This is a genomic window from Arthrobacter woluwensis (assembly GCF_900105345.1).
GTDB classification, from domain to species: Bacteria; Actinomycetota; Actinomycetes; order Actinomycetales; family Micrococcaceae; genus Arthrobacter_E; species Arthrobacter_E woluwensis.
The window spans coordinates 511,846-526,986 of sequence record NZ_FNSN01000003.1; the positions used below are offsets into that span (position 1 = coordinate 511,846).

Here is a 15,141-nt window from a genome sequence, read left to right on the forward strand (position 1 = left end):
CCCTTTGGCGGTGTGCAGACCAGGTGCCAGGCCGCTTTCCTACGGCGCCCTGACGGAACTCTGAAATTCAACGGTAGCCACCGGGGGACGGTCAGGGGAACGACGTGTCGGGTCCGTTGCGGAATCGTAGTTCGTTTGTGATGAAAAATGACAGGTCCGGACCCGCCGCGCGGCCCGCGTACCCTTAAAGCTGGTCATTTTCGGCATGCCTCGTTCCGCGCGGGGCCGCGAGGTTGAGGAAAGGGGTGTGCCCGATGGACACCACGGACCTCTCGCGACGGCTCTCCACGCTCGAAGCGCTGACCAAGGGGCCCGCCTGGGCGCTGACCCGGTCGGCCCCGTGGGTGATCGCCGTGCTCCAGTCCACCTTCACCCGGACGCGCCCGAGCCTGACCCTCGAGGAGTTCCACGCGGAACTGGACCTGTGTCTGGAGGAGCTCCGCGCCACGGACCCGGCGATCGCGGGAGCCAACACGGGACGCACCGTGGCCGATGAGTGGACCCGCCGGAAGTTCGTGACCCGCCGCCACCACTCCGGGCACATCGTCTACGAACTCACCGAAGCCGCCTCCCGCGTGCTCGCGTTCCTGGACAGCCTCAGCTCACCCCGTTCCACCCTCACCGGCTCCCGCCTCGGCACCTTGCTGAACGACGTCGAGAAGCTGGCCCACGAGACCAACCCGGACCAGACGGCACGCCTGGAGTCCCTCCGCGAGGAGATCCAGGAACGCGAGGACCTGATCCGCGGCATCACCTCCGGCGAACTCGATGGTCTCCTGGACGAGGACGAGGCCGTGGAGGCCACGGAGAACATCCTGGACCTTGCCGCGAGCCTCCCGGCCGACTACAAGAAGATGCGCGACAGCATCGAGGACCTGGTGGGCAAGCTCCGCAACCAGATCATCGAGGAGTCCCTGACCAAGGGCGCCACGATGGCCCAGGTGCTCGAACAGGACCGCATCCTCCGCCAGAGCCCGGAGGGCAGGACCTTCCGTTCCTTCACCGCGTTCCTGGAGGACCCGCAGCAGCAGCTGCGCTTCCGCTCGGCGATCGCCGAGGTGCTCAGCCGGCAGTTCGCGGACACCCTCGCCGCCGAGGACCGGGAGACCCTCAAGAGCCTCGTCTCGGAACTCCGGAACCAGCACGCGCAGATCCAGCGGATCTACGGCAAGCTCTCCGAGAGCCTCAACACCTATGTGCAGAGCGACGACTTCCGGCACTCGCTCCGCCTCCGGCAGGCGCTGCGGCAGGCCGAGCAGGCCGTCCGCGGCCTTCCCTATGAACGGGACAAGCCGGGCTTCGCGGCCGCTCCGGAACTGTTCGGCGGCGTGCTGGAATCGATCTCCATGGTGCAGCTGTTCGACCCGGACGAATTCGAGGAGCCGCCGCGGCTGGCGGATCCCATCGACTTCGCCGAGCAGGACCGGACCCGTGCCCCGCGGACGCCGAAGGCCAAACCGGCGCTGATCCGGACCGCCCTGGCCGGGGCGCAGACGGTGGGCGGAGCCTGGTCGGCCCTCCCGCCGCAGGAACGGCACATCAACTCGATCCGTGCCTTGCTGTCCGAAGCGCTCAACTCGGGGGCGGCCTTCTCGGCCGCGAGCCAGGAGAGCGTCGAGTTCGAGCAGGTGGATGGCAGCCTGCGCGCCGCGACCGTGCCGCTCGTGACGCTCCCGGGTGGAACGGACGCTGGCGGCCACGCGGGCGGTGGAACGGACGGCGCCGGCGGTGACGCGGGCGTGACCGGCACCCCGACGGCGTCGAGCACCAAACGCAGGAAACGCACGAAGGAAGGACAGGAATGAGCGAGCAGATCCACGGCGTCGACGCGCGGGACACGTTCGTCGACGGAGCCGAGCTCTACCCCGGTGACACCGGAGTCCTTCCGCTGCGTCTGCGCCATGCCCTGGTGCGCCTCCTCAAGGGTCCCTATGTGGACGGCGGGCGTGACGAGAAGCTGTGGACCACGCTGACCGATCATCAGCAGATCCTGAGGTCCCGCCTCTCGGAGCTGTTCCTGACCCTGCACCTGGACCACGAACGCAAGATCGCCGTCCTGCGCCCGGTGGACCCGGAGCTGCTCGGCGGCAACGCCCGGTCCAGCCTGCTCCGCCAGCAGCGCGCGCTCAGCCGCGTGGAGACCATCGTCCTGCTGCGCCTGCGCCTGCTCCTCGACCGGCACAGCGAGGCCCAGACGGAGCCCACGGTCACCCTGGAGGAGATCGCGGAGATCGTGGCGCACTACCAGCCCGCCGCGGAGCAGGACGCGTACCGGGACGCCAAGACCGTCCAGGCCGCCGTCGAGAAGCTCCGCGCCCGTCAGCTGCTCCTGCCGACCGGTCTGGAGAACGTGTACGGCATCAGCGGCGCCCTGCCGCTGGCCCTCCCGTTCGACAGCATCACCGCCATCACCGCGCAGCTGGAACGCCTCCAGCACGCCACGGAGGACGCCGTGGGCACCCAGGCGCTCCTGGACATCGACGACGCCGGTGACGCCGGTGAGCCGGACGACGCCGAGCCTGGCGACGCCGAGCCGGACGTCGACCCGACTGACGAGCCCGGAACCCACGAGGAGGAGCAGGCATGAGCATCCCCGCACTGCTGCCCATCGGTGACGACATCAACCCGGGCCAGATGCGCCTGGCGCGGGTCCAGCTCGTCAACTGGGGCACGTTCCACGGCGCCCACGTCATGCACGTCGACCGCCGCGGCACCCTCCTGACCGGCAACTCCGGCGTCGGCAAGTCCACGCTCTTCGACGCCATGCTCCGCGTGTTCGACGCCCGGCCCCGCTCCAACGAGGCCGCCGCGGCCCGGATGGGCGGCGCGGTGGACGACAAGCGCACCACCTACACCTACATGCGCGGCAAGGTCGGCGACCGCGCCACCACGGACGGCGCCACGAGCGCCTTCCAGCGCCCGGGCGCCACCTGGTCCGCCGTCGCGCTGACCTTCGACAACGCCGCCGGCACCACGGTGACGCTCTCGGCCCTCTTCGACCTCCCGAAGAACGGCACCGAGGCCAATGTCGGCCGGCACTACATGATCGACTCCGTCCCGCTCGACGTCGACGTGCTGGAGACCCTGGCGCACAAACGCTTCACGCGCTCGGCTCTCGAGGACGCCTTCCCCGGCGCGCAGGTCTTCGATGTGCACCGCACCTTCGCCGAACGGTTCCGGCGCATCCTCGGCATCGGCAGCGACCAGGCCCTCCCGCTCCTGCGAGTCATCCAGGCCGGCAAAGGTCTCGGCGGCAGCGTCAACACCTTCTTCCGTGACCAGGTCCTCGATCCGCCCGCCACGCTGGACGCCGCGGACGCCGTCGTGGAGGAGTTCAGCAATCTCATCTCGATCCGTCAGCGGCTCGAGGACGTCCGCCTCCAGCGCGATGATCTCGCCCCCGTCCCGCAGCTGAACAAGGACTACGCCCGCCACCTGCTGGAAGCCAACCGCCTCCGGACCCTGGGCGGCACCGAGTTCGACGCACAGCGGCAGGCGCTCGCCGTCGTCGTGCATGAGAACACCGTGGCGCGGCTCAAGGCGCTGGCCGCGGACAAGGCGCAGGCCCTCAAGGCCGAGCGGATGAGCCGTGATGCCCTCGCCGCGCAGCTGCGCGAGCTGGAACTGGACTACAACAACCAGGGCGGCAACGCGATCGCCTCGATCGAGGCGGGCCTGGAGAACGCACGGCTGGCGCAGCGGCTCCGGCGCGACCTCGAGACGACCGTGCAGAAGCAACTGCGCGACGCCGGCCTGGAACTCGAGTGGACGGCCGAGGGCTGGGCGCAGGCGCACCAGCAGGCCGAGCAGCGCAGCGCCGAGCTGACGGGCGACGCCGAGTCCCTCAAGGCGCTCCGCTTCGAGGCCTTCGACGCCCACGCCACCGCCAAGCGCGAGCTGGAGGAGGCCGGGAAGGAACTGCGGTCCCTGCAGTCGGGCACGTCGCTCATGCCGCAGCCCGCCCTCGAGAACCGGGCCGCGATCGCCGCGGCGCTGGAGGTCGAGATCTCGGAGCTGCCGTTCGCCGGCGAGCTGATGGACCTGCTCCCCGAGGAGGACCGGTGGCGCCCCGCCGCCGAGCGCGCCCTGCGCAATCTCGCCACCACGCTCCTCGTCCCGGGCGAGCTGTTCACCCGCGTGACCGAGTTCCTGGACGGCACCACGATCCGCGGGGCCCTGCGCGCCGTCGACGTCTCCCGCGTGCTGCCCGGCGCGGAGGCGGCCCTGTCCGCGGTGGAGCCCCGGGACCTCCTGGCGAAGCTGCGCTTCCTTGAGACCGGACTGACGCCGGCCCGGGAGACGGCCGTCGAGTGGCTGCGCGAGCGGATCGCGCTGGACTACGCCTATCCATGCGTGGAGGACCCGGCCGAGCTCGCCGGACTGGAACGCGGCCTGTCGCTGGGCGGCGTGGTCAAGCGCAACAGCCACACCGTGGAGAAGGACGACCGCTTCGCCGCGCGTCGTGACTTCGTGCTCGGCTTCGACAACGCCAGCAAGGTCGCCATGGTCCAGGACCGGATCGCCGAACTGCGGGAGACCCTCAAGGCTGCGGAGACCGTGGCCCAGGACCGCGAGGATTCGCACCAGGGCGTGGCCCGGCAGCTCGAGGCCCTGCGCCGGGTCGCCGCGGATCACCGCGAGTGGAGTGAGGTCTCCGCGGAGGTCGCGGCCGAGGAGGTCCAGCGGCTGGAACGGCGTCTGGCCGATGCGCTCGCGGCCCAGGCCGATCTGGAGCCTCTGCGGGCCAAGGTCGAGCAGACCAGGAAGCAGCATCAGGAGAGCACCGAAGCCGCGGCCGTCCTCCAGAACGAGTACAAGGCCCTGGACGCGCAACTGGTCTCCGCGGACAAGCTGCTCGCCGCGGCCCGCAAGCGTGTGGCGGAGAACCCGCCGTCGCCTGAGACCGTGGAGGCGCTCGCCCCGCGGTTCGAGGAGATGGGGGAGTTCGGGGACATCGCCGAGCTCGACCTGGCCGCCGTGCGGGTGCGCTCCGCCCTGCAGGACGAACTGCACCGGGCCGAGAGCGCCGCGCAGGCCACCGCCGAGCGTCTGACCAGGATCTTCGACTCGTTCGCCCGTCGCTGGGGCGGCACCGTCTCGGCGGATCACGGCACCGGGATCGGGGCCGCGCCGGACTACGAGGAGCGTTACCACGCGATCGTCCGGGACGGCCTGCCCGCCCAGGAGGACGAGTTCCGGGCGTTCTTCAACCAGCGCACCCACGAGTCCTTCTCCACCCTGCTGCACCTTCTGGACGAGGAGCGGCGCGCCATCACGAGCCGAATCCTGCCCCTCAACGGCATCCTCGCCGGCGTGGACTTCCACGAGGGCAGCCACCTGGAACTCGACATCAAGCAGACGGTCCCGCCGAGTGCCAAGGCGTTCAAGGACGCCATCTCGCGGGCGCTGCGGGTCCGGCCTGCGCGCGGCGCGGAGGCGGCTTCCGGGGGCGCGGCCGGCGCCACGGCCGACGACGACGAGCTCACCATCCGCTACAAGACCCTCGAGAACCTGGTCACCCGGCTGTCCTCCCAGGCGCCGGAGGACCGCCGCTGGCGGGCGGAGGTCCTGGACGTCCGCGGACACCTGTTCATCGCGTGCAAGGAGCACCGCATGGTGCAGGTGGAGGGCGAGGAGCCCCGGGCCGAGGTGTTCATGCACTCGGACACCGGTTCCATGTCGGGTGGCGAGCGGCAGCGGTTCACGGCGTTCATCATGGCGGCGGCCCTGAGCTACCAGCTGGGCATCGCGGAGCAGGGCTTCACAAGCTACGGCACGGTGATGATGGACGAGGCGTTCGTGCTGGCCAGCGAGGAGTTCGCGGGTCAGGGCATCGCCGCGCTGCACGAGTTCGGCTTCCAGCTCCTCCTGGCGGCGCCGGAGAACGTGATCGATCTCTCACGCCACCTCGGATCCGTCACGGAGATCCTGCGGGACCGCCGCACGAACCGCTCGGGCGTTCTGCCGATCGGGGGCAAGGCCGCCCCAGGTCAGCCCCGGAGTGAGGCGAACCCCGTGGACATCCGGCTGGGGTAGCGGGCGGGTTCGGGCCTGTCAGGGTGCCGGTTCGCAGGCCGGGCCGAGGCTCTCCCCGCCGAAACAGTGAGTTTCCGCTGAAACAGTGTGTTCTGATCACTGTTTCAGCGGAAACTCACTGTTTCGGCATACCGGGGGCCGGCGGGATGCGGCGCCGGCCGGGTCCGGGAGCTGTCGGGCCGCCGGGCAGCCGTGGGACAATGGAAGGTGATGGCTTCCTCACCCCGTAACCCCAGCTCTGAAACGCCCAGCAACGGCAAGGCTTCCGCGCGCCCGGCGCGTGCCGGCGTCGTGCCCGCCAAGATCCAGGGTTCGGCACACGGTGAAGCGGTCGCGAAGGTCGCTCTCACCGAGGACCGCCCGCAGGTCCGCCCCGCGACCGAAGGCTGGGAGCAGGCCCGCACCACGGAGGGCCGCCCGCTCCTGCAGTTCGCCTCGCCGCGCGTGAAGCAGCCGCCGCAGCACCTCGCGGACATGACGCTGGACGAGCGCGCCGCGAAGCTCAAGGAGCTCGGCCTGCCCGCGTTCCGCGCCAAGCAGCTCTCCACGCACTACTTCCAGCATTGGACCACGGACCCCGAGGAGATGAGCGATCTGCCCAAGGCCGGCCGTGAGGAACTGGTCGAGGCCATGTTCCCGCCGCTCCTGACGCAGGTCCGCCGTCTCCGCACGGATGACGGCAACACCATCAAGTTCCTCTGGCGGCTGTTCGACGGCGCGCTGGTCGAGTCCGTGCTCATGCGGTACCCCGGCCGCATCACGCTCTGCGTCTCCTCCCAGGCGGGTTGCGGCATGAACTGCCCGTTCTGCGCCACCGGCCAGGCCGGCCTGACCCGCAACATGTCCACGGCGGAGATCGTGGACCAGGTCGTGGCGGCGAACCGTGCCATCGCCGCGGGCGAGCTGGGCGAGAAGGAGCACGACGACGAGCGCGTCACCAACATCGTCTTCATGGGCATGGGTGAGCCGCTGGCCAACTACAAGCGCGTCATGGCCGCCGTGCACCGCTTCGTCGACCCGTCCCCGCAGGGCCTCGGCATGAGCGCCCGCAACATCACGGTGTCCACGGTCGGTCTGGTCCCGGCGATCCGCAAGCTCGCGGACGAGGACGTGCCCGTCACCTTCGCGCTGTCCCTGCACGCCCCGGATGACGAGCTCCGGGACGAACTGATCCCGGTCAACAACCGCTGGAACGTGGACGAGGCCATCGACGCCGCATACGACTACTTCCGCAAGACCGGCCGCCGCGTGAGCATCGAGTACGCGCTCATCAAGGACATGAACGACCACGCCTGGCGTGCCGCGCTCCTGGCCAAGAAGCTCAACCGGCGCGGCCGTGGCTGGGTCCACGTGAACCCGATCCCGCTGAATCCGACGCCCGGCTCGATCTGGACGGCCTCCGAGCCGGAGATCCAGGACCTCTTCGTCGCCACCCTGCGCGACGCCGGCGTGCCCACCACGCTGCGGGACACCCGCGGCAAGGAGATCGACGGCGCCTGCGGGCAGCTCGCCGCGGCGGAGTAAGCGGCACGTGACTCGGAGCGGCGCACTGGACGAGGCGCCCGGCGACGGCCGGGCCGCCGGAGGGCGCGTACGGGCCGTGGGCTCGTTCTTCCGGGAGATGCTGTTCAGCATCGGGCCGGCGGGGCGTGATCATCACCCGGCCGCCCGCGTGGCGCTCGGGCTCTTCCTGCCGCTGCTCCTGCTGGTTCTGACGGGACGTCTGGACCTCGCGATCTTCGCCAACTTCTCCGCGTTCACGGGCATCTACGGCCGTAACGAGCCGCACCGGATGCGCGTGGTCACGCAGACGCGGGCCGGTCTCCTCATGTTCGGGGTGCTCATGGCCGCGACGCTCCTGGCCCGGCAGAGCCCCGGCGGGGTCCTCGACCCCTGGGTCAGCGTCGCCGTCACCACCGGCGTCGCATGGGCCTGTTCGGTGATCGCGGGGCTGTGGCATCTGCGGCCCGCGGGTTCCCTGTTCTACATCTTCGCCTTCGCCGCCGTCGCGTCCGTCCCGCATCAGCCGCCCCTCTGGGAGGTGGCGCTGACCTCGGTCCTGACCATCGCCCTGTGCCTCGGCATCGGCCTCCTGTCCCGGGTCAGGCCGTCCCACCGCACGCCGCTGAACTGGAAAGAGCTGCGGAGGGTCTGGCGGATCCGGGTGGCTCCCGCGGAACAGCGCATGGTGTGGATCGAGTCCGTGGGGTACATCGTGGCGCCGGCGATCGCGGGCTGTGTGGCGACGGCGGTCGGTCAAGCCCTCGGATTCGGGCACAACTACTGGGCCATGGTCGCGTCCGTGGTGCCGCTCGTGGGGCATTCCACCCGGCATCGCGTGACCCGCGGTCTTCAGCGGGTGTTCGGCACCGTGGTGGGTCTCGCCGTGCTCGGAGCCATCGTGGCGCTCCGGCCGGAGGTGTGGCAGATGGTGGTGCTCATCGCGCTGTGCCAGTTCGGCGTCGAGCTGCTGATCACCCGGCAGTACTTCCTGGCGCAAGTGCTCGTGACCCCGCTGGCTCTGCTGTCCACGCTCCTGGTCGCTCCGGTGGAGCCGGGCGCGCTGTTCCACGACCGGCTCATCGACACCGTGATCGGTTCGGCCGTGGGCCTGCTCGTGGTGATCGCGCCGGCGGTGTTCCGGCGGGCTGTGGCGTCCCGACGGGCCTGACCCTGGGCTGACTGGCCCGCCCGGTGGCCGAGTTCGCTATGGAGGGTGTGAGTTCGCTACATCGTGTAGCGAACTCACACCCTCACTAGCGAACTCGGCGAACGGCGCCGGACCTTCGGACTCCCGGGCCCCTCGGCGTAAGCCTCAGAGGCCCCGGACGCGGTCCAGGAACAGCTGGGCGCGGTCCTTCAGGCCCACGATGCGTTCCTGCACGACGACGGCGGGGTCCGGGTTGATCTCGTTCTTCGGCGGCTCCACGCGCACGTTGGCGCTGCAGTCGAAGTCGGCGCAGATCAACGTGCCGACGGTGTTCCCGTCACGGCCGGACTGGCCGGCGCGGCGGGCCACCCAGAGGAACACGTCGTTCTTGGCGTGAACGGCCCGGCAGAGTTCGCAGAGCACGGACCGGTTCTTCCGGGCCCCGCCTTCCGGCGCCCGGAGCAGGACGGAGGTGAGCTTGCCGTCGTCGGACGGCAGGACGAGATACCCGCGCAGGGGCATCTTGGGATCCCGCCAGCCGAGGTAGTCCAGGTTCTCCCAGTCCAGGGAGTCGAAATCCTTGGGCAGGTTGAGCTTGGAGGCCTCGGAGCGGCTGGCGTTGACGAAGGAGGCGCGGATCTTCTGGGCGCTGGGTTGCTGCATGGTTCTGTGCTTTCACGGTGAGTCGGTGGAGAGCCGCCGAGTGCTCGCGTGAGATGCCACGGCGGGCAGAGGAATGCCCGGGGTCTGAGCGAGGAGGAACCGGCGGTTCAGTGGTGAGAGGAGGAGGGCACGGGTGCGCAGCAGGCCATGACGGCCACCCCGCGATCCGCGGCATGAGGCACGGTACTGGTGCGCATGCTCAACTCCTCTGCCCGGACGGCACCGGGATGTGAAAGCGTCTTTTCCGACTTCTTCAGTGTAGCGCGCCCCCGGAGCGTGCGCTTCGTCACATCGGCGACGGAGGATTCCCAGCTCGGAGCAATAAGTGATAAAAACTTAACGTATTTGCCGCAGAAATAGCTTAGCCTTGCCTAAGTACCTTTCATTGTTCCTCGAGGAGCCCGCATGTCGTCCGACGTCAACCAGCCCAGCCGCCGCACCCTGCTCCGGACGGGAGCCGGCCTGGGCGCTGCCGCCCTGTCCGCCGTCGTCCTGGCGGCCTGCGCCACGGGCCCGGCCGGCGGCACCGCCTCGAACAGCGCACCGGCGCAGTCGAGTTCCGCCTCCTTCCCCGTGACCATCAAGCACGTGTACGGCGAGACCACCATCAAGGCGCAGCCGCAGCGCGTCGCCACCGTGGCCTGGGTCAACGACGACGTCGCCATCGCCCTCGGCGTGGTCCCGGTCGGCGTTCCCAAGGTCGAGTGGGGTGGCAATGACAAGGGCTCCACCCCGTGGAAGGACGCCGCCCTGGAGAAGCTCGGCGCCTCCTTCGGCACCGCCAAGGCCCCCGCCATGTACTCCGAGGCCGACGGCATCAACTTCACCGAGCTGGCCAAGACCAACCCGGACGTCATCCTGGCCGCCTACTCGGGCCTGAGCAAGGAGGACTATGAGAAGCTCTCCAAGATCGCACCCGTCGTCGCCTACCCGGAACTCGCCTGGGGCACCCCGTGGGAGACCGCCACCACGATGATCGGCAAGGCCCTCGGCAAGGAGACCGAGGCCAACGAACTGGTCAAGAACGTCGAGCAGCAGATCAAGGACAAGGCCGCCGCCCACCCGGCGATCGCCGGCAAGTCCTTCATCTACGGCAACCTGGAGCCCGCCAAGGGTGATGGCGTGAACGTCTACACCGCCAACGACAACCGCCCGCGCTTCCTCTCCGCCATCGGCATGACCCTGGCGCCCGTCGTCGCGGACAAGAGCAAGGGCAGCAAGGAGTTCTTCCTGCCGTGGTCGGCGGAGAAGGCCAACGAGCTCGCCAGCGACGTCTTCGTCACCTGGGTGCCGGACGCCAAGACCACCGACGCCATCAAGAAGGACCCGCTGCTCGGCCAGATCCCGGCCATCAAGAAGGGCGCCTTCGTCGCGTTCGAGGACAAGACCGTCACCCTCGCCACCTCCGCGGCCTCCCCGCTGAGCCTCCCGTGGGCCCTGGACACCACGCTGGACCAGATCGCGGCCGCGGCCGAGAAGGCCGGCAAGTAACCCGTGTCCCTCACCCAGGCACGGCCCTCCTCGGGGCCCGACACCGGAGATGACGCCGTGCGGCGCCTGAAGTCTCCGTCGTCCCCGGGGAAGACCACCACGGGGGAAGGCCGCGACGCGCGACGCCGCGGCCTCCTCCTGCTGACCCTCGCCGTCCTGCTGGGGCTGGCCTGCCTGGCCTCCCTGGCGGTCGGCGCGAGGGCCGTGCCGTTCCCCGAGGTCCTGGACGCGCTCGGCCACGCGTTCGCCCCGGCCGCGGACCCCGGCAACGGCGACCAGGCCGTCGTGCTGTCGCGCCTGCCGCGCACCGTGCTGGCCGTCGTCGCGGGTGCGGCCCTCGGCCTCGCAGGCGTCCTCATGCAGGGCGTGACCCGCAACCCCCTGGCCGACCCCGGCATCCTCGGCGTCAACGCCGGCGCCGCGTGCGCCGTGGTGTTCGGCATCCAGTTCCTGGGCCTCGCCAGCGTGGGCGCGTACCTCTGGGTCGCCTTGATCGGTGCGGCCGTGGCCATGGTCCTCGTGTACGTCCTGGCGACGTTCGCCGGACGCGCCCAGGGCGGCAGCGGCTCCGGCCCGACCCCGCTGTCCCTCGCCCTTGCCGGCGCCGCCCTCTCGGCCGGGCTGTACTCCCTCATGAGCATGGCCCTCGTGACCCGGCAGGACACCCTGGACCGTTTCCGTTTCTGGCAGCTCGGCAGTGTGGCCGCGCGCGAATGGGCCGCCGTCCTCCCCGCTCTTCCCTTCCTGGCCGTCGGCGCCGTCCTGGCGCTCGGCATGGCCCGCCCGCTCAACGGCCTCGCCATGGGCGATGACGCGGCCCGCGCCCTGGGCCAGCGTGTCGGCCTGACCCGCGCGGTGGCCGGCGTCTCCGTGGTGCTGCTGGCCGGTGGGGCCACGGCCGTCGCGGGGCCGATCGGCTTCGTCGGGCTGGTCGTCCCGCACGCCCTGCGCCGCTTCACGGGCCCGGATCACCGCTGGCTCCTCGGGACGACGCTCCTGGCCGCCCCGGCCCTGGTGCTCGTGGCGGACATCCTGGGCCGCGTGGTCGTGCTGCCGGGCGAGATCCCGGCCGGTGTGCTGACCGCGATGGTCGGGGCCCCCGTCTTCGTCCTGCTCCTCCGACGCGGCAAGGGGGTGGGCGTATGAGCCCGGCTCTCACGGACCCCCGGGTCCCCGGTTCCACCGCTCCGGCGAGCGGTCACCCGCGGGAGGGCGGCGCGGAGGCGCCGGCCGCCGTCGTGCGCTCGCCGCGTGAAGCCCGCCGCCGTGTGCGGCCGCTGACCGTGGTCCTCGCGGTCCTGGTGCCGCTGCTGGTGCTCGGGTACGTCCTGCTCGGCAGCTACACCGTGACGTTCCCGGACCTGGTGACGATCGTGGTGAGCAATCTCCGCGGCGAACCCGGCATCCCCGGGGCGAGTTTCATCGTGCTGGAGAACAAGATCCCGCGCGCCGTCCTCGGCGCTCTGGCGGGCCTCGCGTTCGGCCTGTCCGGCGCGACCTTCCAGACCATGCTCCGCAATCCGCTCGCGAGCCCCGATGTGATCGGCGTGAGCTCCGGCGCGAGCGCGAGTGCCGTCGCCGCGATCGTGCTGTTCGGCGCGTCCGGGGTCGCCGTCTCCGTGGCCGCGCTGGTGGGCGCGCTCGCCGTGGCGCTGCTGATCTACTCGCTTTCGCGGGGCGGCCTGGGCGGCGGCAATGCGGGTCTCCGCCTCATCCTGGCCGGCATCGGGGTGGGTGCGGCTCTTCAGGCCGTGGTGCAGTTCCTCATGGCGCGCACCGACATCCGCACCGCCGCCGACGCCCTCCTCTGGGTCTCCGGGTCGCTGAACCCGGCGTCGGGGGAGCGCATCACGGTGCTGGCGCTCGCCCTCGTGGTGCTGGTCCCGGCCCTCCTCTGGCTGTCCCGGCCGCTGCGGGTGCTGGAGCTGGGCGACGACGCCGCCGCGGGCCTGGGCGTGAACGTCCCCCGCGCGCGGCTCGGGCTGCTGCTGGTCGCCGTCGCGCTCGCGGCGTTCGGCACCGCCGCGGCCGGTCCGCTGGCGTTCGTGGCCTTCCTGTCCCTGCCGCTCGCCCGGCAGCTCGACCCCCGGGCGGGACTCCCGACCGCGGCCCTGAGCGGCGCGGCGATCGTGGTGATCGCGGACTTCGCCGGCGCCAATCTGGCGCCTCTCCTGCTGGGCGGCTCCGTGCTCCCGGTGGGCCTCGTCACGGGCGCTCTCGGCGCCCCCTTCCTCCTCTGGCTTCTGGTGGCCCCTGCCGGGCGCGCCCAGCGGGCGGACCGTACGACACGAAAGGCGGCGGCATGAGCCGGCTCAACGCCCAGAACATCACGCTCCAGTACCAGGACCGGGCGATCGTGGAGGACCTCTCCCTCACCCTGCCCGAGGGCCGGATCACCATGATCGTGGGGGCCAACGCCTGCGGGAAGTCCACACTGCTGCGCGGGCTGTCCCGCCTGCTGAAGCCCGCGCAGGGCGTGGTGACCCTGGACGGCAAGGACATCCACACGCGCGCGGCCCGTGATCTGGCCCGCGAACTCGGCCTCCTGCCGCAGCATCCGCTGGCGCCCGACGCGATCACGGTCCGGGAGCTCGTAGGCCGTGGCCGTTACCCGCACCAGGGCTTCTTCCGGAGCGCCAGCGCGGACGACGACGCCGCCGTCCACCAGGCGCTCGAGGTCACCGGCACGCTGGAGCTGGCCGAGCGCCCCGTGAGCGAGCTGTCCGGCGGCCAGCGCCAGCGGGTCTGGATCGCGATGGCCCTGGCCCAGGAGACCGACGTGCTCCTGCTCGACGAGCCCACCACCTACCTCGACCTGGCCCACCAGGTGGAGGTCCTGGACGTGGTCACGGAGCTGAATCAGCGCCGGGGGACCACGGTGGCCATCGTGCTGCACGACCTCAATCTGGCCGCGCGCTACGCTCACTACGTGGTGGCCATGAAGGAAGGGCGGATCGTGGCACAGGGTCCGTCCCAGGAAGTCTTCACCCAGGACCTGGTGTCCGAGGTGTTCGGCCTGGAATCCCAGGTCCTGCTCGACCCTGTCTCCGGGACGCCGTTGATCGTCCCCATCGGCAGGCACCACAGCACCCGACGCGAGGAGGCCCACGCATGAGTGGAACGTCCGTGACGGCAGGCACCGCCGCCGTCGAACCCATGGCCATCGCTTTCGCCGTTCAGGTGACCGCGGTGCAGGATCTGGGGGCCAATTTCCGCCGGATCACGTTCGGCGGGTACAGCCTGCGCCAGTTCGGCGTGCACGGTGAGCTGCTGGATGCCCGCATCAAGGTGATCATCCCGCCGCGGACCGCCGACGGCTGGGCCGAACTGCCCGAGTTCGACGCGCATGATGAAGGCTGGTATCAGCAGTGGCTCGCGCTCCCGGAGGATGAGCGCGGCTCCATGCGCACCTACTCCGTCCGGCAGGCACGCCTCGACGCGGCCTACCCGGAGATCGATGTGGACTTCGTGCTGCACGGCGTGCACGGCGAGGGCGACGCCGGCCCCGCCGCGACCTGGGCCGCCCAGGCGACGGCAGGCGACCGACTGACGATCATCGGGCCGAACAACCGGGCCGCGCACTGCATCACCGCGCAGACTTACGGCGGCATCGAATGGCGCCCGGGCCTGGCTCAGCGCGTGCTCCTGGCCGGCGACGAGACCGCGGTCCCCGCCATCTGCGCCATCCTGGAGACCCTGCCGGCGTACATGAGCGGCCACGCCTTCCTCGAGGTCCCGGAAGCGGGCGACTTCCAGGACGTGCGCACCGCGGCCGACGTCGAGATCACGTGGCTGGCCCGCGGCGCCTCGTTGGGCCGTTCCCGTCCCCACGGTGAGGTGCTGCAGGAGGCCGTGCGCCGTGCCGTGCCCCTTCCCGGCCACGCCCGGCTCGGGGCCGAGACCGGCGCCGCCGTGGCGGGAGCCGAGCCCGCGGACGTCAACATCGACGCCGAGATCCTCTGGGACACCCCGCAGCTGCTGGATCCGTCCGAGGTGGAGGCGACTCGTGTGCCGGGCGCCCCGGCGGGTGCTCTGCCGTTCTACGCGTGGGTGGCCGGGGAGGCCGGTGTGGTCAAGGAGATCCGCCGCTACCTGGTGCGCGACGCCGGCATCGACCGTAAGCAGGTGGCCTTCATGGGTTACTGGCGCCACGGCCGCGTGCTGGACTGAGCGCTTGTGCTGGACTGAGGTTCTGCGGCCCGTCGACCTTTCGGTCCCGGTGAAACAGTGAGTTCCCGTCGAAACAGTGACCACAACACGCTGTTTCGACGGGAACTCGCTGTTTCAGCAGGGCGCGGGTC

General features: G+C 70.8%; 11 protein-coding genes. 10 read left to right on the top strand and 1 reads right to left on the bottom strand.

The features are described from left to right. Positions 1–254 precede the first annotated feature (254 nt). The 5 genes from BLV63_RS02960 (at position 255) to BLV63_RS02980 (ending at position 8,707) form a co-directional block, all read left to right on the top strand. Positions 255–1,805, top strand: a complete 1,551-nt coding sequence (locus BLV63_RS02960) for a DUF3375 family protein (RefSeq protein WP_082724122.1) — start codon at positions 255–257, stop codon at positions 1,803–1,805. Then, entirely contained in the window at positions 1,802–2,587 is a 786-nt protein-coding gene (locus BLV63_RS02965) for a DUF4194 domain-containing protein (RefSeq protein WP_066213870.1), read from the top strand. Before BLV63_RS02960 ends, BLV63_RS02965 begins: the two co-directional genes overlap by 4 nt. Continuing rightward, positions 2,584–6,036, top strand: coding sequence for an ATP-binding protein (locus tag BLV63_RS02970; protein WP_066213871.1), 3,453 nt, complete (start codon positions 2,584–2,586; stop codon positions 6,034–6,036). The genes BLV63_RS02965 and BLV63_RS02970 overlap by 4 nt, the downstream gene beginning before the upstream one ends. Before the next feature lie 210 nt (positions 6,037–6,246). Further along, positions 6,247–7,560 (top strand): dual-specificity RNA methyltransferase RlmN, encoded by a 1,314-nt coding sequence (gene rlmN, locus BLV63_RS02975; RefSeq protein WP_082724123.1) that lies wholly within the window; start codon positions 6,247–6,249, stop codon positions 7,558–7,560. A 7-nt stretch (positions 7,561–7,567) separates the two neighbouring features. Next, positions 7,568–8,707 (top strand): FUSC family protein, encoded by a 1,140-nt coding sequence (locus BLV63_RS02980; RefSeq protein ID WP_306306596.1) that lies wholly within the window; start codon positions 7,568–7,570, stop codon positions 8,705–8,707. A gap of 144 nt (positions 8,708–8,851) precedes the next feature. On the opposite strand, the gene BLV63_RS02985 is transcribed toward BLV63_RS02980, so the two are convergent. Then, positions 8,852–9,349 carry an FBP domain-containing protein gene (locus BLV63_RS02985; protein WP_066213874.1) on the bottom strand — a complete coding sequence of 166 codons (498 nt, stop codon included), beginning with the start codon at positions 9,347–9,349 and terminating at the stop codon, positions 8,852–8,854. Positions 9,350–9,754: 405 nt separating this feature from the next. On the opposite strand from BLV63_RS02985, the gene BLV63_RS02990 reads away from it, so the two are divergent. The 5 genes from BLV63_RS02990 to BLV63_RS03010 are packed head-to-tail and all read left to right on the top strand — an operon-like array spanning position 9,755 to position 15,010. After that, positions 9,755–10,840: an ABC transporter substrate-binding protein gene (locus BLV63_RS02990; RefSeq protein ID WP_066213876.1), complete on the top strand. Its 1,086-nt coding sequence runs from the start codon at positions 9,755–9,757 to the stop codon at positions 10,838–10,840. Positions 10,841–10,843: 3 nt separating this feature from the next. Further along, entirely contained in the window at positions 10,844–11,986 is a 1,143-nt protein-coding gene (locus tag BLV63_RS02995) for a FecCD family ABC transporter permease (protein WP_074783962.1), read from the top strand. After that, positions 11,983–13,146, top strand: a complete 1,164-nt coding sequence (locus BLV63_RS03000) for a FecCD family ABC transporter permease (protein ID WP_082724124.1) — start codon at positions 11,983–11,985, stop codon at positions 13,144–13,146. The genes BLV63_RS02995 and BLV63_RS03000 overlap by 4 nt, the downstream gene beginning before the upstream one ends. Further along, a complete protein-coding gene (locus BLV63_RS03005) occupies positions 13,143–13,955 on the top strand; it encodes an ABC transporter ATP-binding protein (RefSeq protein WP_066213879.1) in 813 nt (270 codons plus the stop codon). The genes BLV63_RS03000 and BLV63_RS03005 overlap by 4 nt, the downstream gene beginning before the upstream one ends. Next, on the top strand, positions 13,952–15,010 hold the full coding sequence (locus BLV63_RS03010; RefSeq protein ID WP_066213881.1) for a siderophore-interacting protein: 1,059 nt from the start codon (positions 13,952–13,954) through the stop codon (positions 15,008–15,010). The genes BLV63_RS03005 and BLV63_RS03010 overlap by 4 nt, the downstream gene beginning before the upstream one ends. Positions 15,011–15,141 lie beyond the last annotated feature (131 nt).

Excerpts from the sequence above, each read along its gene's own strand:
- BLV63_RS03000 (WP_082724124.1), top strand. The coding sequence starts at position 11,983 with ATGAGCCCGGCTCTCACGGACCCCCGGGTCCCCGGTTCCACCGCTCCG.
- rlmN (WP_082724123.1), top strand. The coding sequence starts at position 6,247 with ATGGCTTCCTCACCCCGTAACCCCAGCTCTGAAACGCCCAGCAACGGC.
- BLV63_RS02985 (WP_066213874.1), bottom strand. The coding sequence starts at position 9,349 with ATGCAGCAACCCAGCGCCCAGAAGATCCGCGCCTCCTTCGTCAACGCC.
- BLV63_RS02965 (WP_066213870.1), top strand. The coding sequence starts at position 1,802 with ATGAGCGAGCAGATCCACGGCGTCGACGCGCGGGACACGTTCGTCGAC.
- BLV63_RS03010 (WP_066213881.1), top strand. The coding sequence starts at position 13,952 with ATGAGTGGAACGTCCGTGACGGCAGGCACCGCCGCCGTCGAACCCATG.
- BLV63_RS02990 (WP_066213876.1), top strand. The coding sequence starts at position 9,755 with ATGTCGTCCGACGTCAACCAGCCCAGCCGCCGCACCCTGCTCCGGACG.
- BLV63_RS02970 (WP_066213871.1), top strand. The coding sequence starts at position 2,584 with ATGAGCATCCCCGCACTGCTGCCCATCGGTGACGACATCAACCCGGGC.
- BLV63_RS03005 (WP_066213879.1), top strand. The coding sequence starts at position 13,143 with ATGAGCCGGCTCAACGCCCAGAACATCACGCTCCAGTACCAGGACCGG.
- BLV63_RS02960 (WP_082724122.1), top strand. The coding sequence starts at position 255 with ATGGACACCACGGACCTCTCGCGACGGCTCTCCACGCTCGAAGCGCTG.